The organism is Pseudarthrobacter sulfonivorans (assembly GCF_001484605.1).
Lineage (GTDB): Bacteria > Actinomycetota > Actinomycetes > Actinomycetales > Micrococcaceae > Arthrobacter > Arthrobacter sulfonivorans_A.
Map to the genome: position 1 here is coordinate 1,584,384 of NZ_CP013747.1, position 20,942 is coordinate 1,605,325.

Consider the following 20,942-nt stretch of genomic DNA (forward strand, 5'->3'; position numbering starts at 1 on the left):
GGCCTCATCCCGTACTTCCGCACGCCCCCATCCGGCGTGCGTCCGAAAGGCAACCCCATGACCACCACATTCCTTCGCCGCACCCTCATCGCAGCGGCAGCCACCGGCGGCGCAGCCGTCCTGATCCTGACCGCAGCAGCAGGTGCGTCGGCCCACGTCGGCGTCAAGCCGGACAAGACTGACGCCAACTCCTACGCCCTGCTGACCTTCGGCATCCCGCACGGCTGCGAGGAGTCCGGCACCACCAAGGTGGCCATCACCCTGCCGGCCGAACTCAACGACGCCCAGCCCACAGTGAACCCCAACTGGAGCGTGGAAAGGGTGACCGAGCAGCTCGCCGAGCCCAAGAAACTGGCCGACGGCACCTCCATCACCAAACGCACCAGCCAGATTGTGTACATGGCGAAATCTCCGCTGGCCCACGACCTGCGCGATGCCCTGGTGCTGTCCGTGAAGCTGCCCGACGCGGCCGGCTCCACGCTCTACTTCCCCACGCTGCAGACGTGCGAAACGGGGCAGACTGACTGGTCGGAGATCGCCAAGGACGGCCAGGACCCGCACTCCCTGAAGGCGCCGGCGCCGTCCATCACCATCACCGGGCCGGCCAGCGCGGACGGCCACGGCGCTGCTGCTTCCGCGGCGCACACCGAAACCCCGGCCACCGAGCAGGCAGCCGCCGTGACTGACAGCGGCGCGGACGCCCGCAGCTGGGCGGGGCTTGCCACCGGCCTCGGCGGACTCGCCCTGGGCGGGGTGGCCTTCGCGCGCAGCGGCTCGAAGCGCCGGCAGGAATCCGCCACGTAACATCGCGGGATTTGATGCCCGGATGATCACAATCCGGGCATCAAATCCTCCCGCGGGCCCGTGGCATCGTTGACTCCCGTCACAGCAGCAACAAAGGTTATGCCATGACGTCTCAGCGCATTTCACAAGGGTTTGTTATTACGACGGCGGTCGCGGCGGCGGTGCTGATGCTCACCGCCTGCGGACCGAGCCAGCCGCAGACGCAGGGGACGACGACGCCGGGGACCAACTCCGCCAGCCCGTCCACCACGCCGGCGTCTCCGGGCGCGTCCCAGTCGCCGTCGTCGCCCGGCACCACCCAGGCCGGTCCCGCGCTCTGCAAAGCGGCCACACTGTCGGCGGCTACCGATGCGTCCGGCGGGGGCGCGGCGGGCAGCGTCTACATGAAGCTGAACCTCACGAATACGGGCACGGCGCCCTGCCTGCTCAAGGGCTACCCGGGGGTATCGCTGACCGCCAACGCCGACGGGGCACCGATCGGCGCGGCCGCGACCCGCGACGAATCCACCCCCGTAGCGGACGTCCTGCTCGCGCCGGGCCAGACCGGAACCGCCGCGCTCCGCTACACCCAGGCCGCGAATTACAGCGACTGCACGCTGACGGATGCGGCCGGTTACCGCATCTACCCGCCCGAAGACACGGCGTCGTTGTTCCTGCCGCAGCCCACCAGCGCGTGCAGCAACGCGAACATCACGCTCCTGAGCGTCGGAGCTTTCCAACCCGCCTGAAAATGTGGGAAGGGTTCGGTCACTTGTGCCCTGGGGCGAGGTGACGACGTCGGTGAGCGCCTCGCCGACGACGATGACGTCCAGGCAAGTTCGGCCGGGCCGGGCGCGTCGGGGTAGTGCATCTGCTGTCTTTCTTCGCCTGGTGTGCCGTGACGGCGAATTCTTCAGTCAGGCGACGAACTGGGTGATGTCCAGGCTGTTGATGGCGGCTGTGCCGCCGAGCGAGTAAATGGCGACGTCGGTGCTGGTGGGTGCAGGGAAGATCAGTTCGGTCATGGCGACTTGGCCGTCCTGGGCGAAGATTTCAAGGGAGCAACGGTCCACGAAGATGGTGAGGGTGTAGGCGCCGCCGGTCGGATGGATGGGGGCGGTGTCGATGGACGGGAAGGATTCGTGGAAGTCCGTGTGACCTGATGTCCGACGGTCGACATGGAGCGTGCCTTGTGCCGGCCGGATGCCAATACGGGTTCCGTGGGTGCCGTTTGCGCGGAGGATGAGTCCGAATTCGTCGGCGGTTCCGGCGGTGAAGGTGGCGTCGATGCGCTGGACGGTGCCGGCAGCACCATCGAGGATGTGTGTGCTGTCCTCAATGGTGGTTTCGGAAAGGCGGAAGGACTTGGAGGGGTCAGCCAGTGCTGCCCAGTCACCCACAGGCCGCTGCATCAGGCGTAGGTTTCCCTCGCGGGTGTGGAGGGAAATTTCGCGGGCGAGGGTCATGGGGCTGCGCCAGGGCGAGGTGGGGATTTGGTTGGCGTATTCCCAGTTGTTCATCCAGCCGATCATGAGGCGGCGGTTGTCCGGGGCGTCGGCGAAGGAGACTGCTGCGTAGTAGTCACGGCCCCAGTCGAGCCATTGGTATTCGCCCAGCCGGGCTGGATCCTGAAGCCCTTCGGTGACGGTGGTGGCAGAGGTGAAGGTGGTCCCGTCGAAGTCTCCGACGAAGTATTGTCCGGCGGACCCGTTGTTGGGTCCGCCGGGGTTGAGGTTGACGGTGAGGACCCACTGAAGGTTCTCCGGGTCGCCGTCGACAGGCAGTTGGAATAGGTCGGGGCATTCCCAGACGCCGCCGGTGGCGTTGGCCGGGCCGAAGCTGCTCAGCAGCTCCCAGCTCTTCAGGTCCTCAGACTTGTAGAGCACCACCTGGAAGTCCGTGGCTTCAACGGCGACCATGACCCAGTAGCTGCCGGCACCGCCGTCGTACTTTATGACCTTGGGGTCGCGGAACTCCGCCGAGCCGCGGTTCAGGACGGGGTTAGCGGCGTGTTTGGTCCAGGTGTAGCCGCCGTCGCGGCTGTAGGCGAGGGACTGGGCCTGGACGCCCTCATGTGCGGAGCCGGGTTTGAAGGCGCTGGTGTAGACCGCGACCAACGGTGGAGCCGAGTCGGTGCCGAATCCGCTGGTGTTGTCCCTGTCGAAGACGATACTGCCGGAGAAGATGTCTTCTTCCTCATCACAGGAGATGGCGACGGGGTGTTCGGTCCAGGTGACCAGGTCCGGGGAGGTGGCGTGTCCCCAGGACATGTTTCCCCACACGTTGTCCAGCGGGTTGTTCTGGTAATAGAGGTGGTAGACGCCTTCATGAAAAATCAGGCCGTTGGGGTCATTGAGCCAGGTGTTCCGGGCCGTGTAATGCAGGGCCGGCCGGAAGGTGTCGGCTGTCGTGGCGGTCGCGGCAGTCATGAAGGTCAGGTCTCGTTTCTTTGCAAGTCTGGGGAGCCCCTGTAAAGGGTTTCGTGGGCGGGTGGGCCGGTTTGCGCCGGCCCACCCGGTTTGTCGGAGCTAGGAGTTGCTCTTGTAGCGGTCGTAGGCCTGCTGGTAGACCTCAATCATTTTGTCGACGCCGACATTTTTGAGCTGGGAGACGTAGCCGTCCCATTCCTGCTCGATGCCGCCGGAGACGATCCACTTGGCCATGTTCTGCTTCACCAGGGAGGTGATGTCCGTCTGGATGGTGCTGATCTGCTGCAGTTCTTCGTTGGAGAGGGCGACCGGCGGGTAGCCGTCGTTGCCGGCGAAGGGCTTGTAGAGTTCGTTGACGGTCTTCTGGCGTTCGGCGGCGCGTGGTTCTGGCGCGACGACGGTGGTGAAGTTCTCGGCGGTGTTGGCCTTCGGGCCGCCCGGGGCGACCTTTTGGCGGCGTTCGCCTTCGCTGGTCCCGGCCGGGGCGGGGATCTGCGTCAGCAGGCCGCTGGCGTCCTTTTGCAGGGTTTCACCGATGGGTCCCCAGTTGGCCTGGGCGGACTGGATGGGGTCATAGAGGTTGTCGGCCCAGCGCATGGTCGCGGCCGGGTATTTGTTGGCCCGGGTGATGGCGAAGGCGCCGCGGGAGATTTCCTGGTTGTTGGACTGGCTGGCGATCCGTTTGCCGTTCACGCCTTCGAGGACGGGGACGAGGGAGTAGTTGTTGGCGCGGTCAGCGCCGACCATTTCGGGGACTTCCCACCAGACGAATGAGCCGAGGTTTTCCGTGGCGGCTTTGCCCTTGGCCAGGTACGCCTTGTCATCCTGGGAGAAGGATTCGGGGTCGATCAGGCCTTCCTGGTACCACTCGTGCAGGGTCTGGATGGCTTTTTTGTAGCCGTCCTGGGTGGGGGTGAAGATGACTTTGTCGTCCTGGACGATGCGGTGGTCCATGTTGTCCGGCACTCCGCCGAGGGCGGCAATCAGGTCAACGATGTCCCCGCACCAAGAGCCGGGCATGAAGCTCAGCGGGATAGTTTTGCCGGTCCCGGAGGCGTCCTGGGTCTTGAAGGCCAGCAGTGCATCGTGGAACTCATCGATGGTTTTCGGCATCGGGATGTTGAGCTTCTTCAGCCAGGAAGTGTTGATGGCCAGTTCGTTGGGGAACTGGACCAGGCCGAGCTCCTCCACCGACGGCAGGGAGTAGATGTGCCCGTCCGACGAGGTGATGGCTGCCTTGATGTCAGGTCGTTCCGAGAGCATCTTGGAGAGGTTCGGGGCGTTCTTCTCGATCAGACCCTCGAGCGGGATGAGCGTGCCACTGGCGGAGTAGGTGGCGATCTCGGCGTCGGTCAGGCCGGTGTTGAAGAACGCGTCGGGCAGGTCACCGCTGGCCAGGATGAGGTTCTTCTTTTCCTGGAAGACCGTTTCGGGCAGGTTCTCCCAGTTGATGTGGACGTTGGTGGCTTTTTCCCATTCCTTGACCACGGTCATGGTGTTGAAGTCCGGTGCGAGAGCCGCCTTGGTGCCAGAGAAGGTCAGGTCGAGCTGCTTGCTGACGATCGGGAAGCCTGTTTCCTGGAAGCCGAAGTCCGCGGAGGCGTCTTTGATCTCCGTGGTGCCTGAGCCGCCGCCGGAGCAGGCGGTGAACATCAATGTTCCGGCCAGGACGGCGCCGAGGGCGGTGAATTTGCGGCTGAATGCCATGGTCATTCCTATTCTGAGGGGGGTTTCTGAGGTGGGATGGTGCCGTCCGACGGCGATTGCCCGGGCGGTCTCCAAAGGGAAGGAGCTATTTGACGGCGCCGATCATGGCGCCCTTGGTGAAGTGCTTCTGCATGAATGGCAGGGCAATCATGAGGGGCAGGCTCGAGACGACGATCATGGCGTACTTGGTGAGCTCTGCGATCCTTTGCGCGGCGGCATAGGATTCGATGTCTCCGCCGGTGGTTCCGGTGGAGGAGACGTCTGACTGGATGAGGATGTTGCGCAGGACGAGCTGCAGCGGGTATTTGGAGTCGTCGTTGAGGAAGATCAGTGCGTCAAAGAACGAGTTCCACTGAGCCACGACGTGGACCATGATCATGAGCATGATCAGCGGTTTGGACAGTGGGAGCACCATTTTGAAGAAGAATTTGAAGTCGGTTGCCCCGTCCATCTGCGCGGCTTCGCGCAGCTCGTTGGGGATGGTGTGTTCAAAGAAGGACCTGGCGATGATCAGGTTCCACACGCCCACCGCGCCGGGAAGGACCACTGCCCAGACGGTGTCCAGCATGCCCAGGTCGCGGACCACCAGGTACTTGGTGATGAGTCCGCCGTCGAAGAACATGGTGATCACGAACAGGAGCATCAGGATCTTCCGGCCGGGCATGTCCTTGCGGGACAGTGCGTAGGCGCCGCACAGGATGGTGCTGACGCTCACGGCGGTGCCGAGCACGGTGTAGATGACGGTGTTGCCCAGGCCATTCCAGATGCGGCTGTCGGCGAAGATCCGTTCGTAACCCTCTGTAGTCACCCCGGAAGGAAACAGCCAGACCTTACCTTCGTACACGGCATTCGGGTCGCTGATGGAAGCGATGACGATGAAGTACAGCGGATAGACAACGGCCAGGATGGACAGCAACAGGACAGTGGTGGCGGCGATGTTGAAGGCACGGTCGCCGTATTTGTCGCGCAGCGACGGCTTGGGGCGGACCTGGCTGAGGGGCCGGTTCGGGTTCACGGTTGTGCGGGGGTTGGTTGTCAGGGACATTTCGGCATCACCACAGGGTCGCTTGGTTGGCCCGGCGCGCAATCGTGTTGAAGACGAGCAGCAGTGCCAGGTTGAGGAGGGAGTTGAACAGGCCGATGGCGGCCGAGTAGCTGAACTGCGCCTGCTGCAGGCCCGCGTGGTAGACGTAGGTCTGGATGATCTCCGAGCTTGAGAGGTTCAGCGGCGTCTGCATCAGCAGCGCCTTCTCGAAACCGACGTTGAGCAGGTTGCCGATAGCCAGGATGAACAGGATGGTCACCACCGGCATGATGCCCGGCAGGTCAATGTGCCGGATGCGCTGCAGCTTCGAGGCACCGTCGACCTTGGCCGCATCGTGGAGCGCCGGGTCGATGGCCGCCAGGGCCGCCAGGTACACGATCATCGAGAAGCCGGCGTTCTGCCAGACATCCGAGATCACATAGATAGGACGGAACCAATCCGCCGAACCCATGAAGAAGATCGGCTCACCGCCGCCCAGCTGGATGGCGTTGTTCACCAGCCCCGACCTCGGGGACAGAACTACGAACATGATGCCCACCACCACCACGGTGGAGATGAATGCGGGCGAATACAGCACCGTCTGCGTGAACTTCTTGAACCTCTCGCTCTGGAGCTGGTTGACCAGCAACGCCAGGATGATCGGAATGGGGAAGGCCAGCAGCAGGCCTAGGACGGCGATCCACAAGGTGTTACCGACCACCTGGCCGAACTGGTAAGAGTTCACAAACCTGATGAAGTGGGTCAGGCCCACCCAGGGGCTGTCCGTAAACCCGTCCACCGGGTTGTAGTTCTTGAAAGCGATCTGAACGCCGTACATCGGCCAGTACTTGAAGACCAGAACGTAGATGATCGCCGGGGCTAGTAATACGTATAACTGCCAGGCGCGGGAAATCCTCTTCAAGCGGAGCGAAAGAGAAGTTTTCCGCTGCGGCAACGGCGCCGCAGCAGGACGCCCGCGTCGGGCCGGGATGGTGCGGCTCATGGCATCTCCTTAGGATGAGTCACTGAATTCCGTTCAATCAGAGGGCAGTCCATCAGCTCGACCCGGCCATCGGGTTCCGCATCCTGGAGGATCAGCTCAACCGCGCGCCGGCCCATGGCGACGAACGGCAATTCAAAAGTGGTCAATCCCGGACGAAGAAACGGCGCCAGAGTCGCCTGATTATCGAACCCCACGATCGAGATGTCCCCAGGGATTGAGAGGTGCAGGTCCGAGACGGCCTGATAGGCACCCCAGGCGCCGCGATCGTTCGCGCAGAAAATCGCGGTCGGCGGGTTGCTGGAGGTCAGCAGCTCCATCGCGTACTTGTAGCCATGTTCCTCACCGCCTTGACCGAAACGGACCAGCGACGGATCAACGTCCAGCCCCGCTTCCTCAAGTGCCGCGCAGTAGCCCTCGTAGCGGCCGACGGCGGCAGGAAGCCCGCTTTCAAGAGTTTCGATATTGATCATCCCCACCCTGGCGTGGCCTGCCTCGAGCAGTCGGATGGTGGCCGCGTACCCGCCCTTGACCTCGTCCGGGGCGACACTCGGGACCCGACCGGCCCGGTCCTGCGAATTCAGCACCACGGACCTGACGCCCGCCAGGGCCTCCGGAACTTCCAGCCGCCGGTGATACATGGCGGCGTAGACCACGCCGGCAACCTTATAGGAGAGCATGGTGTCCAACGAAGCGGCCTCGAGCTGCCTATCTCCACCGGTGTTCACCGAGAGCAGGAGGAGCCCGTCCTCCCACGCCCGCTGCTGCGCGCCTTCGATGATGGCGCCCGCAAAAGGAGTGGTGGCCACGGAATCGCCGATGAAACCGATCATGCCGGCCACGCCCTCGCGAAGGACTTTGGCGTGGGCGTTAGTGCGGTAGCCGAGCCGGTTCACGGCGTCCCGAACGCGCTTACGGGTATCCTCGGAGAAGCGCGACCCGGAGGCCGAATTCAGCACCAATGACACGGTGGCCTGTGAAACACCGGCAGCAGCAGCGACGTCGTGCATTGTCGGTCCTGACTTTGGCCGTGATCCAGCCATAATGGGCACCTCCTCGGGCCAGTTGCTTTCGTTGGTTATTCGTATAACTTCGTAAAACTGTATCGCGCATCACATCCGACGTCAACAGGGCGCCCGCATCCCCAAGGCTCTGGGCCTGGCGGGCCATAATAAGTACACTTAGCTTCCATGATGTCGCTCTGGTTGGACCGCCGGCAATCCTTCAGCACTGACACGTTCGAGGCAGGCCGCAGTTATGACACCGTGGTGGCGGGGGCTGGGCTGACGGGGCTGGTCACCGCGCTGTTGCTGGCACGCTCGGGGCAGCGAGTCCTGGTCCTGGAGGCCAGGTTTCCCGGGGCCGTGACCACAGGAAACACAACGGCGAAAGTCAGTCTGCTGCAGGGGACCGTCCTGTCCGGCCTGGCCAGGCAGTATGCGCAGAAGCAGGTTGGGGCCTACGTTGAGGCCAACCGGGAGGGGCAGTCGTGGCTGCTTCGCTACCTCGACGAACAACGCGTGCCGTATCAGCGCCGGGATGCTTACACGTACGCCACCACTGCCCAAGGGACCGAGCGGCTGCTTGAGGAACTTGGCGCAGCGACCACCGCTGGCCTGGACGTGGAGTACGTGCGCGATGCGCGCCTCCCCTTCGCCATCCAAGGTGCCCTCCTTCTGACCGGTCAGGCCCAGATCAATCCGGTGGACGTCCTCGACACACTGCTGGAGGACGTCCGGGCCCGCGGCGGAAGCGTGGTGGGCGGGACCCGGCTGCGGAATGTCTCCGGGAGCGGACCGCTGACCGTCCACACGGACCAGGGCACGGTCACCGCCAACAACGTTGTGCTGGCCACTGGGATCCCTGTCCTGGACCGCGGGCTCTACTTCACCAAACTCAAGCCCTTACGCTCCTATGCCGCGGCCCTGGAACTGCCCGCCGGAGTCACTGCGCCGCCCGGAATGTACCTATCGGCGGAGGAACCCACCCACTCCTTGCGGGACTATGAGACTGACGGCCGTCAGTTCCTGTTGGTGGGCGGGCATGGGCATCAGGTGGGGCGGACCGGATCGGAGAAATCCCATCTGTCGGGCCTCTTGGACTGGGCTACGGGGCATTTCCGGGTGCGGTAACCACTCACACGTGGTCGGCCCAGGACTACCAGGCCACCAACCTCATGCCCTTCTTTGGCAAACTGCCCCGGGGCCGGGGCCACATCTTCTTCGGCACCGGCTACAACAAGTGGGGCATGACCAACGCGGTGGCCGCTGCCCTGGGCATTTCCGCGGACATCCTCGGCGGCAGCCTCCGTTGGGCCAACACGATCCATCACCGCGTGACGTCTGCTGGCGGGGCGCTGACCGCCGTCGCCGTCAACGCGGGCGTGGCTGCGAGGCTGGCCACCGACTGGGGAAAGGTGGCGGCTGGCAAGTCGGTGAGTGGCAGGCCGGTGGCTGAGCCTGCCGAAACCGGGGCTTCGGCGGGCTCAACCACCGGAGGTCCCGTACCGCCCGACGACGAGGCGACGGTTTACCGCGACGGCGCCCGGCCGGCGGCGGTCTCCACAGTCGACGGCACCATGTGCCGGCTCTCCGCCGTCTGCACGCATCTGGGCGGGATTGTCCACTGGAACGACAGCGAACTGACCTGGGACTGCCCGCTCCACGGCTCGCGCTTCAGCCCCGACGGCAAGCTCCTTGAAGGACCCGCCACCAGGGATCTTCCGAGGTTCGAGCAAGGTTGATCCACGCCTCCAGCCGGGCCAGCAATACTGTCGGTGGGGTAGGGCATGATGGAGGAATGCAGGAGCAGCAACCGCCGGGAGCGGAGCCGGACGCCCTTCCCGGCACTCCCATGGGCCGTTTCAGCCGGCCCACGCGTGACTGGTTCCTGGGCGCCTTTGCGGAGCCCACCCCTGCCCAGACCGGCGCCTGGAACGCCATCTCGTCCGGCTCGCACGCGCTGGTGGTGGCACCCACCGGGTCCGGCAAGACGCTCGCGGCGTTCCTCTGGGCTTTGGATCGTTTGCTTGTTGAGGCTCCCTTCCCTGGTCCGGAACTGGGTGACCCTGTATTGCCGGGCGTGGATGCTGTGCCGGTGAAAGGGCAGGCCAAAGGACGACGCCCCCGCCCGCCCAAACGCAAGACCCGCGTCCTGTACATCTCGCCGCTGAAGGCCCTTGGTGTGGATGTGGAACGCAACCTCCGCTCGCCGCTAATCGGAATCACCCAGACTGCCAAGCGGCTGGGGCTGCCGGCGCCCCTGATCACCGTGGGGGTCCGGTCCGGTGACACTACGACGGCGGACCGTCGCGCGCTGCTCAGCAACCCGCCGGACATCCTCATCACCACGCCGGAATCGCTGTTCCTGATGCTCACGTCCAGGGCGCGCGAGACCCTCACCGAGGTGGACACCATCATCGTTGACGAGGTCCATGCCGTCGCTGGAACCAAGCGTGGCGCGCACCTTGCGGTCTCCCTGGAACGGCTGGATGCTCTGCTGCCCAAGCCCGCCCAGCGGATCGGACTCTCCGCCACGGTGGAGCCGCGCGAGTTGGTGGCCCAGTTCCTGGCGGGTGCTGCGCCGGTGGAAATCGTGGCCCCGCCGTCGCGGAAGAACTGGGACCTTACCGTTTCCGTCCCCGTGGAGGACATGTCCGACCTCCCGGGCGCCGCGGGCGCCTTTGACTCCGGTCCGGCATCAGGCCTGCAGCCTCAGGCCTCGATCTGGCCCCATGTGGAGGAAAAGATCGTTGACCTGGTGCTGGCCAACCAGTCCACCATCGTCTTCGCGAACTCCCGTCGCCTGGCTGAACGGCTCACGGCGCGGCTCAACGAGATCTACGCCGAACGGCAACTGATCACGGTCGGCGGTGGCTGGGACGCGCCTGACGCTGGTGCCGCGGACCCAGGGTTTCCGTCCGGAGCCGCTGCGTTCAGTCCTGCATTCAGTCCTGCCTCCACGGCGACGCCGGCCCACATGATGGCGCAGGCCGGCAGCACGGCGGGAGCCGATCCGCTGCTGGCCCGTGCCCACCACGGCTCCGTTTCCAAGGACCAACGGGCGCTCATAGAGGACGACCTGAAGTCCGGCCGGCTGCGCTGCGTCGTGGCCACTTCGTCCCTGGAACTCGGCATCGACATGGGCGCTGTGGACCTCGTGGTGCAGGTGGAATCACCGCCGTCGGTGGCCAGTGGACTCCAACGTGTGGGCCGTGCCGGGCACCAGGTGGGGGAAATTTCGCAGGGAGTGCTATTTCCCAAGCACCGCGCAGATCTCGTGCACACGGCCATCACCGTGGAGCGGATGCTCGAGGGGAAGATCGAGCGGCTCTTTGTCCCGGCCAACCCCTTGGACATCCTGGCCCAGCAGACCGTCGCGGCCACCGCCCTGGGCAGCATCGATGTGGAGGAGTGGTTCGCCACCGTCCGGCGGTCCGCCCCGTTCGCGTCACTCCCCCGGTCCGCCTACGAGGCAACCCTTGACCTGCTGGCCGGCCGGTATCCGTCCGATGAATTCGCGGAACTGCGGCCCCGGATCATCTGGGACCGGAACGCCGGCACCATCGAAGGCAGGCCCGGGGCCCAACGGCTTGCCGTGACGTCCGGCGGCACCATCCCGGACCGCGGCCTTTTCGGTGTCTACATCATCGGCACGGAGGTGGAAGGCTCCGGTGCGCCGGGAGCGGACGGCAAACCCGCCGCGTCACCGGCAAAAGGCGGCCGCCGCGTGGGCGAGCTGGACGAGGAAATGGTCTACGAGTCCCGGGTGGGTGACATTTTTGCGCTGGGCGCCACTAGCTGGAAAATCGAAGACATCACCCACGACCGCGTCCTGGTCTCCCCCGCCTTCGGCCAGCCGGGCAAACTCCCCTTCTGGAAGGGGGACTCACTGGGGCGGCCCGTTGACCTGGGCCGTGCGCTGGGCGCCTTCGTGCGTGAACTGTCCGCGTCCGACGTCGGCCCTGCCACCGAACGCTGCAAGGCCAGCGGGCTGGATGAATTCGCCGCGAACAACCTGATCCAGTACCTCAGTGAACAGAAGCTCGCCACCGAGGTGGTCCCCTGCGACACAACGCTGGTGGTGGAGTGCTTCCACGACGAACTGGGCGACTGGCGGGTGATCCTGCACAGCCCGTTCGGGATGCCGGTGCACGCTCCCTGGGCACTCGCCGTCGGACAGCGTCTGCACCAACGGTACGGCCTGGACGGGTCTGCCATGGCGGCGGACGACGGCATCGTGTTGCGGGTCCCCATGATGGAGGACGAACCGCCCGGCGCCGAGCTGTTCCTGTTTGATCCCGACGAGCTGGAGCAGATTGTCACCGCCGAGGTAGGCGGCAGTGCGCTCTTCGCCTCTCGTTTCCGGGAATGTGCCGCGCGCGCCCTGCTGCTCCCCCGGCAAACCCCCGGCAAGCGGCAGCCGCTCTGGCAGCAGCGCCAGCGGTCCGCCCAACTGCTTGATGTCGCGCGGAAATACCCCACATTCCCCATCGTGCTGGAGACCGTTCGCGAATGCCTGCAGGACGTGTACGACCTTCCGGCCCTGAAGGACATTGCGGCCTCGGTGGAACGACGCGAACTCAGGATCGTGCAGACCACCACACAGCAGCCCTCACCGTTCGCCAAGTCCCTGCTGTTCGGGTACGTGGCCCAGTTCCTGTATGAAGGCGACTCGCCCCTGGCCGAGCGCCGGGCCGCGGCCCTGGCCCTGGACTCGACGCTCTTGAACGAGCTGCTCGGCCGCGTTGAGCTCCGCGAACTGCTCGACGCGAAGGTCATCGAGGCCACCGAGCTTGAACTCCAACGCCTTGCCCCGGACCGCCGTGCCCGGGGCATGGAAGGCGTTGCCGATCTTCTCAGGTTGCTGGGTCCGCTGACCCCGGAAGAAGTCGCCGCCCGTCTGGAGGCTGCCCCGATGGTTGAGCCGGCCGTGGTTGAGCCATCGCCGGTGGTTGAGCCTGCCGCGGTTGAGCCTGTCGAAACCCCGCATGCCGACACTCCTTTGGCCACCTCACACCTGACCGCGCTGCTGCGGGCCAACCGGGCCATCAAAGTCAACATCGGCGGGGCCGAGCGCTACGCCGCCGTCGAGGATGCCGCCCGGCTTCGTGATGCCATCGGCGTTCCGCTGCCCATGGGCGTTCCCCTTGCCTTCATCGAACCGGTGGCAGACCCCTTGGGCGACTTGGTTTCCCGGTACGCGCGCACGCACGGACCCTTCACGTCGGCGGAAGCGGCGGCCCGGTTGGGGCTCGGCGTCGCCGTGGTCGGCACCGCACTGAAACGACTCGCCGCGGACGGCCGCGTGGTGGAAGGCGAGTTCCGGCCGCACGCCGCTCCAGCGGAACAGGCGGCCAGCTATGGGCCATCGGACGAAACACCGGTTGAGGATGTCCAAACGGGTCAGCCGCTCCCGACAGAGCCCCCGCAGACGCATCTTCCCGCCCCCACCACCAGCGAATGGTGCGACGCCGAAGTGCTCCGCAAGCTCCGGCGTCGTTCGCTCGCAGCACTGCGCGCCGAAGTGGAACCGGTGGACGCCGCCGCCTATGGGCGCTTCCTCCCAGCCTGGCAGCATGTCCGCACGCCGGGCGCCGGGCGCGGGCAGCCGTCCCTGCGGGGGCTGGACGGTATTGTCACCGCGATCGACCAGCTCTCCGGCGTGCCGGTACCGGCTTCGGCGTGGGAGCCGCTGGTCCTGGCCAGCAGGGTTTCGAACTACCAGCCCGCCATGCTCGACGAGCTCATGGCCGCCGGCGAGGTCCTCTGGTCCGGGGCGGGAGCGCTGCCTGGAAACGACGGCTGGGTCAGCCTCCACCTGGCCGATTCCGCCGAACTGACGCTGAATCCCGCCGTCGAATTCGAACCCGGTGACGCGCAGCAACGCCTGCTTGACCACCTGAGGAACAACGGCGGCGGTTACTTCTTCCGCCAACTGAAGGACGTGGCCGGTGGCATGGACTCGGTGCTCAGCGACCAGGAAGTGGTGTCCGCACTGTGGGATCTGGCGTGGGCGGGCCGCATCACCGGCGACACCTTCGCCCCGGTCCGCGCCCTCATCGCCGGCGGCCACACGGCGCACCGCCAAGTGGCCCGCTCGCCCCGCGCCCGTGCCCCCAGGCTGAGCAGGCTCGGCCGCTCGCACGGCACCGGCCTCCTGGGATCGCCCGGGCTGGGCTCCTCTGGACTGGGCTCCCCTGCGCTGGGCGGCGGACGGTACGGCTCATTGTCGGGCACTGCGGCAACACCCCCGCTGGCCGCGGGGCGTTGGTCTGCCCTGCCCTCGCCCGAGCTGGACGCCACCATCCACGCCCGCGCCACGGCTGAACTGTTGCTGGACCGGTATGGCGTGGTGACCCGGGGATCGGTCATGGCGGAGCAGATCCTGGGCGGGTTCGGCCTGATGTACAAGGTGCTGGCCCGGCTGGAGGAGGCCGGACGCTGCCGCCGCGGGTACTTCATCGAGCACCTTGGGGCCGCGCAGTTCGCTGTCCCCGCAACCGTGGACCGGCTTCGCTCCTATTCCGAGGACACTCAGCTGGCCAAGCCCGAGCCCATGGCACTGGCCCTTGCTGCAACGGATCCCGCCAACCCGTATGGTGCGGCACTACCGTGGCCGGCCCTCAACGTGGAAGCCGGGACAGGTCACCGGCCTGGGCGGAAAGCCGGTGCGCTGGTGGTCATGGTGGACGGCGCCCTGGTCCTCTATGTGGAGCGCGGCGGCAAAACGCTGCTGGCCTTCAGCGAGGACGCAGCCGTGCTGTCCGCCGCCGGCGCGGCTTTAGTAGGTGTGGTCACCCGGGGAGCCGTGGACAAGCTCATCATGGAAAAGGTCAACGGTCACGGCATCCTGGACACCCCGGTGGCAGCCGCACTCGCCGCCGCCGGGGCATACTCCACGCCCAAAGGTCTGAGAATCCGTGCCTGAAGGTGATTCCGTCTGGCGGGCCGCCGCCGAACTGCACAAGGCCTTGGCGGGGCAGACGCTCGTTGCGTCGGACTTCCGCGTGCCAAGGTTCGCCACGCTCAACCTGGCCGGCTGGACCGTGGCGGAGGTGATCCCACGCGGCAAGCACCTCCTGATGCGCGTGGTGGGACCGGACGGGAATAGACCGGACGAGCGGAAACTCACCATCCACTCGCACCTGAAGATGGAAGGCACCTGGCAGGTCTATCCGCCCGGAGGGCGCTGGCGGAAGCCGGGATTCACCGCCCGGTGCGTCCTGCGCACAGCGGTGGCCGACGCCGTCGGATTTTCCTTGGGCATCGTGGAAGTGGTCCGCACCGCGGACGAGGACACCATCGTGGGCCATCTGGGGCCGGACCTCCTCGGTCCGGACTGGGACGTGGCCGAAGCGGAGGCGCGGATCCGAGCGGCACCCGACGTGCCCATCGGCGTCGCCCTGCTGGACCAGCGCAATCTGGCGGGCATCGGCAACATCTATCGCTGCGAGGCGTGCTTCCTGTCCGGTGTGCATCCGGCGACTCCGGTTTCGACTGTCCACGACCTCAGGACCCTGATGACCGATGCCAAGCAGTTGCTCGAAGCCAACCTGGGCCCGGGACGCCGGGTGACCGTCCTCAACCCGCGAGGCATGCCCGTCGGGCGCATGGCCGGCCGTCCGGGCTACTGGGTTTACCGGCGCGAACACCAGCCATGCCTGAAATGCCGGACCCCCATCCTCCGCGGCGTGCTGGGCAAACCCAACGGCGAGGAAGAACGGGACATCTACTTCTGCCCGCAGTGCCAGCCAATGGTGCCGTGAGCGTCGTGTCATAGGCGTTCCTAGGAAGTCCTGGCCACGCGTTCGACGGCGACCGGCTCGCCCGTGACCGGCCCGGCAGTGTCCACTTGGCCAGTGTCCAATTCGCCCGCGTCCGCTCCGGGGACCGCGGCTTCGGATGGAAGCGCTGTGGGCACCATGAACCACGGCATCAACAGCTGCACCAGCGGCCCGATGGCGAGGGCGTAGACCACCGTGCCCACGCCCACGGAACCGCCCAGCAGCCAGCCCACTCCCAACACGACCACTTCGATCAGCGTGCGCGAGACCCGCACGGACCAGCCTGTGCGCCGAGCCAGCCCGGTCATCAGCCCGTCCCTGGCACCCGGACCGAACCGTGCGCCGATGTAGCACGCGGACGCGATGCCGTTCAGCAGCACGGCACCGACAAGCATGCCGATCTGGCCGCCCAGATGCGAGAACGCGGGGATCAAGGCCAGGCCGATGTCCGCGAAGACGCCCACCAGCACGGCGTTGCAGAGCGTGCCGAACCCTGGCCACTGCCGAAGCGGGATCCAGAGGAGCAGCACCAGGAAACTCACAATGATGACCACCACCCCGATGCTCAGTCCCGTCCTGCCGGAAACTCCCTGATGGAAGACATCCCACGGGTCCAGTCCAAGTCCGGCACGGATGAACATGGCCAGGGAGATGCCGTACATGGCGAGGCCGGTAAAAAGCTGGAGTAGTCTGCGAGTCAACATAACGACCACTCTGACAGATAACTGGCATTGAATTACATAGCCAGTCTGAGATACTGGCATCATGTCCCCTTCGCTGAACCCGCCTGCGCTGGCCCGTCTCCTGGGCGAGTGGAACCTCGGCGTCGCGCCCGCGTACCGCGAGCTGGCCGACGTCGTCCGCCTCCTGGTCCTGGACGGCCGGGTGGCCCTGGACACGGCCATGCCCAGCGAGCGGGCACTGTCTGAGGCCCTGGGCGTCAGCCGCACCACCGTGACAGCCGCCTACGGCCACCTCCGCGAGCAGGGTTTCCTCAGCAGCGGGCAGGGCAGCAGGGGCCGGACCCGGATTCCGCGCCTGACGGCGTTGGGTACCACGGTGCTCACGGACCCGGGCCTTACAACCGCGGGGCGGACGCCCGGCACAACGTCTCCCGGACTCGCGGCACCGGAGGGTCTGATCGACCTCGCCTACGCGTCGCTGCCCGCCTGCGGCGAGGTGGTGCATCGCGCGTTCGCCGCAGCCCTCACCGAACTTCCCGCCCTGCTGCCGGGATTCGGCTACGACGCCATGGGTCTGCTCCCCCTGCGCGAGACGGTGGCGGCGCGTTATACGGCGGCCGGCGTGCCGACCACCGCCGAACAGATCCTGGTGACATCGGGCGCGCAGCACGCCCTGAACATCATCATCCGCGCCTTGGCGGGCCGGCAGGACAGGGTGCTGGTGGAACACCCCAGCTACCCAAATGCCCTGGATGCGATCCGCGCGGCCGGGTGCCGGGCCATTCCGGTGGCGTTCACCGCAGCCCACGGCGCCGGCACTGACAGGGCCGACGGCGGTCCCGCCCTGGCGTGGGACATGCACGCCCTGCAGGCCGCCATGACACAGCAGCGTCCCAGGATGGCGTACGTCGTGCCGGACTTCCACAACCCAACCGGGCAGCTGATGCCCGATGTCCAGCGCCGCCAACTGGTCCGGGCGGCCGCGGTTGCGGGGACGGTCCTGGTGGTGGACGAGACCCTCCGCGCGCTGAACCTCGACGGCGTCGAAACCAGTCCCGTGGCAGCCTTCAGTCCCGCAGTGGTCACCATCGGCTCGCTCAGCAAATCCCACTGGGCCGGACTTCGGACAGGCTGGATCCGCGCCTCCGAAGCCATGATCCAGCGCTTTGCGGCGGCACGGACGTCCCTGGATCTGGGCGGACCGCTTATGGAACAGTTGGCGGCCGCCCACCTGGTCCGCGCACTCGACGAGCCGCTTCCCGCACGGCTTAGCGCTCTCCGGGACAACCGCACCGCACTTCTGGAGCTCCTTGCCGGACACCTGCCGGACTGGGAAACGGCACGCCCGGCCGGCGGACTGTCCGTCTGGTGCAGGCTGCCCGCACCGGTCAGCACTGCACTGACGGTCATCGCTCCGGATTTTGGCATCCGGCTGGCCGCCGGGCCGCGGTTTGGCATCGGCGGCGCGTTCGAACGCTACCTCCGGGTGCCTTTCTCCCTGCCGCCGGACCAGCTGGAGACCGCCGTCCTGGCCCTGCGCTCAGCCCAGGACCGGCTCGACGCCGCCCCGCAGCTCCGCCGGACCCTGAAGAACGCGCCGGCCCTGGCTATCGCGTGACGCGCGTGGGCTTTCGGGATCAGGTGCCGCTGGCACCGCGGCCTGCGGGCCGGCCCATCCGCTGCTTGGCCGTATTGGTCCCGGCCCCGACCGGGACATGAGCCGTCGCCTTGGCCAGCCCAAACTCCGGCATCCCGTTGTAAACAACGTCGATCCCGCCGGCCGGCACCTGGTACGTCTCATGCCAGACGCCGACGTCGCCGGTCCCGGAGAGTTCCTTCATGAATCGTCGCCACGGTTCCAGGTGCGGGGACTCCCGGTCCGCGGCGAACTTCCGCAGGTGCTCCGGGCTCTCCCAGTAGCTGAGCAGGATGGTGGTGCGGCCGAACCACTGCTCACAGCCGAGCATTCCTGCCGCGGGGTCGGCGGCCAGGTGCTGGAGCATCCGCGGCATTGCGGCAGCCACCTTGCCGACGGTCCCGACCTTCCACCATCGGTTCGCCCGCATGCCGATCAGGAAGACCGTCACCGATTCGCGGCCCGGGTCAGCGGTGTACCGGCCCGGAAATACCTTCTGCGCCATGGGAACTCCTTCGGTTCGCGGTTTCATAACCTTGTTTCATAACACGGTTACGAAACAAGGTTATGAAACAATGGACTCCATGGCAAGACCCGTAGTGCATAACGATTCCCTCAGGCAAGACCTGCTGGCCGTCACCGCTGACCTGGTGGACCGCGACGGCCCCGCACGCGTGAATCTGCGGGATGTGGCAGCGGCCGCCGGCACGTCCACCACGGCCGTCTACTCGCTGTTCGGCGGAAAATCCCAGCTCCTGACGGCCGTCGTGGACGATGGGTTTCGGTCGTTCCGCGACTCACAGGTGGCTGCGGCCCCGGGCGGGCTTCGGGGACTCGGCGCGGCCTACCGGACCTGGGCGCTGGAGCATCGGGCGCTCTACCGGCTGATGTTCGGTGGCGCGCTGGCAGCCTACGTCGATTGCCAGCCAAGCCCCGATGCTGCCACCGATGCCATGGAGCCCCTAATGGAAGCAGTGGCCTCCGCCCAGTCTGCCGGCACCGTGCTGCAGGCACCCGTGGAAATGGTCGCCGTCGCAATCTGGGGCCAGGTCCACGGCCTCGTGAGCCTGGAACTGGCCCAGGTGGGGCCGCCGGACGCAGACTGGGCTGCCGCATACAACGCAGCCCTCGACGCCGTCGCCCGCGGCTGGGCCGCCTGACGCGACCTGACGCCGCTGCATGCTCGCGCCCGTGCGGACTTTCCCGACGCGCCGATCCGCCCGCGACGCGCAAATTATCTGACGCAGGTGGATTTCCCGGTGCGCCAGATAATGTGCGAGTCGATATTCGGGTGCCGGGCTCAGGAGCCCTTACGCGTAGACCTTTTCGAGGAAGCCGCCCCAGGCCTCGGCGGTCGTTGAAGAGTCACCGCTGCCGCTGAAGTCGTGCACAGTCATACCCACCGGCGCGCCGAATGCGTTGCGGCCGAAGAACCGGTACATCGCATCCGAGGTCCGCAGGCCCACGAAGTGCTCGTTGGAGAAGTCCACTTCCCCGGACAGCCGCCCCACGCCGTCGAGCTCCAGCTCAACAGCGGAACCCTGCGCCGCAGAATCCACGCCCATAGCTTTCTTCAGGCGGTCGAAACCGTCCGGGGTCTGCGACGCCGCCGGAGACTGGATGTCCGTAAACAGCACCGGCTTGCCGTCAAAGTGCTGCAGGTACTGGCCCAGCGTGTGCAGGTAGAACGCCGTGTGCTTGCTGGCGCCGTCGTACTGTTCGTCCCAGTTGTCGGCGAAAATCCCGCTGTGGACATAGTGCAGCCGGGCGCGGCCGCCGTCGAGCGGTTCCAGGATGTGCTCCAGCTGGTTGAACCAGCCATCCGGGCCGTCCATCCGGGAGACGAGATGCGTGGGATGCTCGCGCACGGTCTTGACGTCCGGCCACTGGTCCGTGGGGAACATCCACGCCGGCGTTCCACTTGTCACGGCTTCCCAGACACGCTCGGGCGTGCCGGGCAGTTCGGTGTCGTACACGATCTCAAATTCGCGGTTGTCAGTCATTGTCCTGCTCCTTCGCTGAAAGGGGTTTGATGGGGGTTTTGAGAACGGGGTGAAGAGCGACGACGAGCCGGTGCTTCCGTCCGCCCCCCGCCGAAGTGCCACTTGGGGGCGAGCCGCCTGCCGGGGTGTCTGCCGGAGGCGTGATGCCCGGGCCGGCGACCGCGCCGCCGTCGTGATATTTGTCCACCAGGCGGGTCACGGCGACGCCGAGTTCCTCGGCAAACGCGGCCCGGTCCGCGGCCGTCCGGAAGGTGATCTCGCCGTCGATCGCGAACGTTGCCAGTTTCTGCCTGGCCGCGGCCGCACCGGCAATCAGCTTGCCCACTTCCTGGACCATCCGGCCCGCGAGCGCCAGCAGCCAGAAGGCCGAGAACCGGTCGGTGAACCGGTGCGGATCCGGTGCCACCGATGCGAGGGCCACGGGCGAAATCAGATACGAAGCCGCCGTCGCCTGGAGGACGCGCTCGGTGACGTTCCCCTTGCGCCGCTCCTCCACCAGCTCCACCAGCCCGTGCCGCTCGAGGGCTTTGAGGTGGTAGTTGACCTTCTGCCGCGGCAGGCCCACCTTGGCGGCAAGCTGCGTGGCCGACCCCGGCTCCGCGAGCTCCCGGAGGATGCGCGTCCGGATCGGGTCCAACGACGCTTCCGCCGCGGCCGGATCCTCGATCACTTCGATGTCCAACATGCTTCCATCATGCCAACCGACAACTTTTATTGTCAAGAACTTTTTTTCCGTCGGTGCCGAGAATGCCGGATCTGTGCTCCGATTCGATGGTTCCCTGCCCGATCGATGATTCGAACCATCGTCTGCGCGGGGAACCGTCTAACCGGGTGCGGGCTGGGGGGCGGGCGCGGGCGGGGGCGGGTGGGGACGGGCTCGGGGCGGGGCCAA

The 20,942-nt window shown here is 66.3% G+C and carries 15 protein-coding genes and 1 pseudogene; 7 read left to right on the plus strand and 9 right to left on the minus strand.

Translation table 11 applies throughout. The features are described from left to right. Nucleotides 1-57: 57 nt before the first annotated feature. The gene (locus tag AU252_RS06945) at nt 58-804 is read left to right on the plus strand and encodes a YcnI family copper-binding membrane protein (protein WP_058930089.1); all 747 of its coding nucleotides are present in this window, start codon (nt 58-60) and stop codon (nt 802-804) included. Nucleotides 805-908: 104 nt separating this feature from the next. Next, nucleotides 909-1,532 carry a DUF4232 domain-containing protein gene (locus AU252_RS23105; protein WP_083510301.1) on the plus strand — a complete coding sequence of 208 codons (624 nt, stop codon included), beginning with the start codon at nt 909-911 and terminating at the stop codon, nt 1,530-1,532. A 168-nt stretch (nt 1,533-1,700) separates the two neighbouring features. Here AU252_RS23105 and AU252_RS06955 read toward each other — a convergent pair whose 3' ends face one another. The 5 genes from AU252_RS06955 to AU252_RS06975 all read right to left on the minus strand — a co-directional run bounded on the left by AU252_RS06955 (nt 1,701) and on the right by AU252_RS06975 (nt 7,953). Beyond that, nucleotides 1,701-3,212 (minus strand): glycoside hydrolase family 32 protein, encoded by a 1,512-nt coding sequence (locus tag AU252_RS06955; protein ID WP_058930090.1) that lies wholly within the window; start codon nt 3,210-3,212, stop codon nt 1,701-1,703. Between the two features lie 99 nt (nt 3,213-3,311). Beyond that, complete coding sequence (locus tag AU252_RS06960) at nt 3,312-4,919, minus strand: ABC transporter substrate-binding protein (RefSeq protein ID WP_058930091.1); 1,608 nt, start codon at nt 4,917-4,919, stop codon at nt 3,312-3,314. An 85-nt stretch (nt 4,920-5,004) separates the two neighbouring features. Further along, a complete protein-coding gene (locus tag AU252_RS06965; protein ID WP_058930092.1) occupies nt 5,005-5,964 on the minus strand; it encodes a carbohydrate ABC transporter permease in 960 nt (319 codons plus the stop codon). Between the two features lie 7 nt (nt 5,965-5,971). Continuing rightward, on the minus strand, nt 5,972-6,946 hold the full coding sequence (locus AU252_RS06970; RefSeq protein ID WP_058930093.1) for an ABC transporter permease: 975 nt from the start codon (nt 6,944-6,946) through the stop codon (nt 5,972-5,974). Beyond that, on the minus strand, nt 6,943-7,953 hold the full coding sequence (locus AU252_RS06975; protein ID WP_058930094.1) for a LacI family DNA-binding transcriptional regulator: 1,011 nt from the start codon (nt 7,951-7,953) through the stop codon (nt 6,943-6,945). The genes AU252_RS06970 and AU252_RS06975 overlap by 4 nt, the downstream gene beginning before the upstream one ends. Before the next feature lie 180 nt (nt 7,954-8,133). Between AU252_RS06975 and AU252_RS06980 the strand changes: the two are divergent. The 3 genes and pseudogenes from AU252_RS06980 (at nt 8,134) to AU252_RS06990 (ending at nt 15,710) form a co-directional block, all read left to right on the plus strand. After that, a pseudogene (locus AU252_RS06980) lies at nt 8,134-9,686 on the plus strand (FAD-dependent oxidoreductase). A 56-nt stretch (nt 9,687-9,742) separates the two neighbouring features. Then, nucleotides 9,743-14,872, plus strand: coding sequence for a DNA glycosylase AlkZ-like family protein (locus AU252_RS06985; RefSeq protein WP_058930095.1), 5,130 nt, complete (start codon nt 9,743-9,745; stop codon nt 14,870-14,872). Beyond that, on the plus strand, nt 14,865-15,710 hold the full coding sequence (locus AU252_RS06990) for a DNA-formamidopyrimidine glycosylase family protein (RefSeq protein WP_058930096.1): 846 nt from the start codon (nt 14,865-14,867) through the stop codon (nt 15,708-15,710). The genes AU252_RS06985 and AU252_RS06990 overlap by 8 nt, the downstream gene beginning before the upstream one ends. 20 nt (nt 15,711-15,730) lie before the next feature. Here AU252_RS06990 and AU252_RS06995 read toward each other — a convergent pair whose 3' ends face one another. After that, a complete protein-coding gene (locus AU252_RS06995) occupies nt 15,731-16,432 on the minus strand; it encodes a YczE/YyaS/YitT family protein (RefSeq protein WP_083510302.1) in 702 nt (233 codons plus the stop codon). Nucleotides 16,433-16,493: 61 nt separating this feature from the next. On the opposite strand from AU252_RS06995, the gene AU252_RS07000 reads away from it, so the two are divergent. Further along, nucleotides 16,494-18,029: a PLP-dependent aminotransferase family protein gene (locus AU252_RS07000; RefSeq protein ID WP_058930097.1), complete on the plus strand. Its 1,536-nt coding sequence runs from the start codon at nt 16,494-16,496 to the stop codon at nt 18,027-18,029. Between the two features lie 19 nt (nt 18,030-18,048). On the opposite strand, the gene AU252_RS07005 is transcribed toward AU252_RS07000, so the two are convergent. Then, a complete protein-coding gene (locus AU252_RS07005; protein ID WP_058930098.1) occupies nt 18,049-18,552 on the minus strand; it encodes a DUF4188 domain-containing protein in 504 nt (167 codons plus the stop codon). A gap of 79 nt (nt 18,553-18,631) precedes the next feature. Between AU252_RS07005 and AU252_RS07010 the strand changes: the two genes are divergently transcribed. Beyond that, nucleotides 18,632-19,207 carry a TetR-like C-terminal domain-containing protein gene (locus AU252_RS07010; protein WP_240484339.1) on the plus strand — a complete coding sequence of 192 codons (576 nt, stop codon included), beginning with the start codon at nt 18,632-18,634 and terminating at the stop codon, nt 19,205-19,207. 150 nt (nt 19,208-19,357) lie between these two features. On the opposite strand, the gene AU252_RS07015 is transcribed toward AU252_RS07010, so the two are convergent. Together AU252_RS07015 and AU252_RS07020 are read right to left on the minus strand one after the other, a co-directional pair. After that, nucleotides 19,358-20,050 (minus strand): SRPBCC family protein, encoded by a 693-nt coding sequence (locus tag AU252_RS07015; RefSeq protein ID WP_058930100.1) that lies wholly within the window; start codon nt 20,048-20,050, stop codon nt 19,358-19,360. Further along, nucleotides 20,043-20,735 (minus strand): winged helix-turn-helix domain-containing protein, encoded by a 693-nt coding sequence (locus tag AU252_RS07020; RefSeq protein ID WP_058930101.1) that lies wholly within the window; start codon nt 20,733-20,735, stop codon nt 20,043-20,045. The genes AU252_RS07015 and AU252_RS07020 overlap by 8 nt, the downstream gene beginning before the upstream one ends. Between the last annotated feature and the right edge of the window lie 207 nt (nt 20,736-20,942).

Bases quoted from the DNA above. Each gene is read 5' to 3' on its own strand.
- AU252_RS06955 (WP_058930090.1), bottom strand. From the start codon at position 3,212: ATGACTGCCGCGACCGCCACGACAGCCGACACCTTCCGGCCGGCCCTG.
- AU252_RS06985 (WP_058930095.1), top strand. From the start codon at position 9,743: ATGCAGGAGCAGCAACCGCCGGGAGCGGAGCCGGACGCCCTTCCCGGC.
- AU252_RS07015 (WP_058930100.1), bottom strand. From the start codon at position 20,050: ATGACTGACAACCGCGAATTTGAGATCGTGTACGACACCGAACTGCCC.
- AU252_RS07010 (WP_240484339.1), top strand. From the start codon at position 18,632: ATGGCAAGACCCGTAGTGCATAACGATTCCCTCAGGCAAGACCTGCTG.
- AU252_RS06995 (WP_083510302.1), bottom strand. From the start codon at position 16,432: ATGTTGACTCGCAGACTACTCCAGCTTTTTACCGGCCTCGCCATGTAC.
- AU252_RS06960 (WP_058930091.1), bottom strand. From the start codon at position 4,919: ATGGCATTCAGCCGCAAATTCACCGCCCTCGGCGCCGTCCTGGCCGGA.
- AU252_RS23105 (WP_083510301.1), top strand. From the start codon at position 909: ATGACGTCTCAGCGCATTTCACAAGGGTTTGTTATTACGACGGCGGTC.
- AU252_RS06975 (WP_058930094.1), bottom strand. From the start codon at position 7,953: ATGCACGACGTCGCTGCTGCTGCCGGTGTTTCACAGGCCACCGTGTCA.
- AU252_RS06945 (WP_058930089.1), top strand. From the start codon at position 58: ATGACCACCACATTCCTTCGCCGCACCCTCATCGCAGCGGCAGCCACC.
- AU252_RS07000 (WP_058930097.1), top strand. From the start codon at position 16,494: ATGTCCCCTTCGCTGAACCCGCCTGCGCTGGCCCGTCTCCTGGGCGAG.
- AU252_RS06965 (WP_058930092.1), bottom strand. From the start codon at position 5,964: ATGTCCCTGACAACCAACCCCCGCACAACCGTGAACCCGAACCGGCCC.
- AU252_RS07005 (WP_058930098.1), bottom strand. From the start codon at position 18,552: ATGGCGCAGAAGGTATTTCCGGGCCGGTACACCGCTGACCCGGGCCGC.
- AU252_RS06970 (WP_058930093.1), bottom strand. From the start codon at position 6,946: ATGAGCCGCACCATCCCGGCCCGACGCGGGCGTCCTGCTGCGGCGCCG.
- AU252_RS07020 (WP_058930101.1), bottom strand. From the start codon at position 20,735: ATGTTGGACATCGAAGTGATCGAGGATCCGGCCGCGGCGGAAGCGTCG.